This is a genomic window from Thermodesulfobacteriota bacterium, from assembly GCA_031082315.1.
Taxonomy (GTDB): domain Bacteria; phylum Desulfobacterota; class QYQD01; order QYQD01; family QYQD01; genus QYQD01.
Window position 1 is genome coordinate 1 of record JAVHLC010000034.1, and the last position, 2,784, is coordinate 2,784.

General features: G+C 45.9%; 3 protein-coding genes. 2 read left to right on the forward strand and 1 reads right to left on the reverse strand.

Annotated elements, in window-relative coordinates; translation table 11 throughout:
* The first annotated feature begins 558 nt into the window (after positions 1–558).
* The gene (locus RDU59_12920) at positions 559–960 is read left to right on the forward strand and encodes a hypothetical protein (protein MDQ7839382.1); all 402 of its coding nucleotides are present in this window, start codon (positions 559–561) and stop codon (positions 958–960) included.
* Positions 961–1,088: 128 nt separating this feature from the next.
* Entirely contained in the window at positions 1,089–2,516 is a 1,428-nt protein-coding gene (locus RDU59_12925) for a putative DNA binding domain-containing protein (GenBank protein ID MDQ7839383.1), read from the forward strand.
* 49 nt (positions 2,517–2,565) lie between these two features.
* Here the strand turns inward: RDU59_12925 and RDU59_12930 are convergent.
* A partial coding sequence (locus RDU59_12930) for a helix-turn-helix domain-containing protein (protein ID MDQ7839384.1) occupies positions 2,566–2,784 on the reverse strand: 219 nt, incomplete at its 5' end.

The window sequence follows — 2,784 nt, forward strand, 5'->3', positions numbered from 1 at the left end:
CCCGGAAGCGTAGGATAAATGTTATTATTCTCCCTGCGGCAGGCCGGCTTTGAATAGTCCCGGCAATTGGTACCCGGCAGCGTGGGATATATGAGGTAATCATCTCCATACACCGGAAAGGCACAAAAAATAACGGCAAACACCCAGAGAAACAACGCGAAGACTGACTTACTTGCCATAACCCCTCCTTATTGTCCGGCTTCACTATAGTAAAAGCCGGGTCCGTTAGAAAGTGAAATCTACAATTCAGAACAGCAGCGCTTCAAAATGTCCTCTGTACTTATTATACCAGAATCGGCGAAAGGTGACATCTTGGAGTCCATTAAAACCGAGGGCTGACCATGGAATTGTTACCCAGTAGCCATTTACCGCAGAAATTTTTCTTTCTCACAAACCCTCGTTTGTGAGAAGAGATTTTCCCGGGGGCAGAATTTACCGTTTCAATGGGTTCCCGCGTTATCGAAATCTATTCTTGAAAGCAATTTCGCGATCTGCTCCCACAGATATGAGTTTTGAGAACTCCTGTCCGGGGAGTCGGCGCTCCTCCAGGGCAGCGCAATGGCGACCAAAGGGGCAGGAATCTGCTCGACCGGCAAGAAACAAGCAATGTACGGGGAGAGGCAGGAAGGGAGACACGCGATGAAATCGAAGAAAAAAGCATTTGAAGAACTCATGGAAGAGTTTTCCTCTATGGAGATCCTTGAGGCCGTCTCCAGCCTTGATGAAATTCGGGGTATAGTTGAAGACAGGGAAATCAATAGACCTCCTGAAATTCGCGAGAAACTCATGAAGCTCCATGAAATGGTGATGGATGAGAAAATTACTTCCGGTGGAGAAACTATATGGGACTTGGCGAATGAGATACAGGATGAGCTCTTCCCTCTTCAAGAAGCCATAGAGCACATAATGGATGTCCTGGAGAAAATCACTGATTCGGCCCCTGAGAATGATGATGAGTGACGGCATAGAAATTTCCTGGGGTATAAAGATGAGCAACCTTCTGCTCCTCCGAGCCAGGATCGCAGAGTTGGGCAAAACGCAACACAGCCTTGCCCTATTTCGATGAGTGATATATAATGAGGTCTGTTATGACAGAACAAGAAATTTTAGATCTCATTGCCCATGGGGAATCCCAGAGCCTGGAACTAAAAGATGCAGCAGTCAGGCCATCAGGCCTGGCGGAAACGTTGATTGCCTTTGCCAATACTAATGGCGGCAAAGTTATCATCGGGGTAAATGAAAAAACAAGACACGTATCAGGTATAAAGAAAAAGGAAGAAGTAATAAATACCATTCATCGGGCAGCCAATCTCCCTTGCGCTGAACCGGCGGTGAATATTTCCGTAGAGGAAGTAATTATCCAAAATAGCCTGGTTTTTGTGGTAACCGTGCCATATCAGCCAACGGCGTTATTTACCACCACAGGTAAAGTCCTTCTGCGGCGGGGATCAGAAAACATTCCCGCTTCTCAAAGTGAAATCGTCAACCTATCCAGCAAGCGGGGGCGGTTAAGATACGAAGCGACTGTTGTAGAAGAAGCGACACTCAAGGACATTGACTTCGAGCTTCTGAAAGAATATCGGGAAGCCTACGGAGAAAGGCGCGATAAAAAGCTTGCCCAACCTGATTTGGAGCTTTTGAACGCCTTGGGAAGTATTGTAAAAGTAGGAGAGGATTATAAGCCGACAGTGGCCGGCATACTCATTTTTGGCAGGGATCCTCAACGATTTCTCCCTCAAAGTGAAGTCCCGGTTGTAAGATATTCAGGAGAAGAAATTACCAAAGACTACCGTTCAAAAGAATTTACTGGAACGTTACCTCAGATTATTGAGAAAATCATTGATAGCGTTTCTGACCACATCCAGGTTGCTTCTATCCGGGGAGAGCCGCGATTAAAAGGCAGAAGAGAAGATATTCCCGATTACTCTCTTCCCGCCTTACGAGAGATAATTATCAATGCCATTGCTCATAGAGAGTATCAGATAAGGGGTTCCAGGATCATCATCAAATGCTTTACTAATCATATTCAGGTATGGAGCCCGGGGAGTTTTGTAGAACCAATAACTCCAGAGACAATCTATAGTGTCGGACCCTTTCACCGCAACCCTGATATTATGAAAGCTCTTTATGGTTATGGATATGTAGAAGCTTATGGTGATGGGATGCATCTTATAAAAGAGCAATTCGAGAAACATCCTCTTAAGCCGCCGCTCCCTGAATATAAGGAAGCTCCCGGAGGAGTATTCACCCTTGTGTATGCTGCAGATTTGAGTAAGGTTATAAGAAAGGAAAAAGAAGAGACCGGGATAGAGATAGACTTAGGCGAAAGACAAGAAAAGGCGATGAGCTATTTAAGGGAAAAGCCGTCAATCAGCAAAAGGATATATATGGAATTGAATGGCATTTCAGATAAAACTGCCTATTTGGAATTGACTGATTTGGTTAAGAAAGAAATCTTAATCAGAGAAGGAAAGGGCAGATCCGTGGTTTATAAAATCAGCGCAGGTATTGAATAAGGTATTGATTGGGTATTGAATACGGTATTGATTAGATACTCGATGCTCTCTATGATGCCGGGCACCACCGATACAATGTGGGAACAGAGACGCCGAGATTCTGGGCAATCTCCCGGGGCGGCATACCCTCGCTCATGAGCTTTTTCGCCGCTTCCACCTTGCTTGCGGTCATAAGCCGCTTTCTTCCTCCCACGCGGCCTCTCTTCTTTGCCGCGGCAAGACCCGCCCTGGTGCGCTCTATCAAAAGCTCACGCTCCATCTGGGCAAG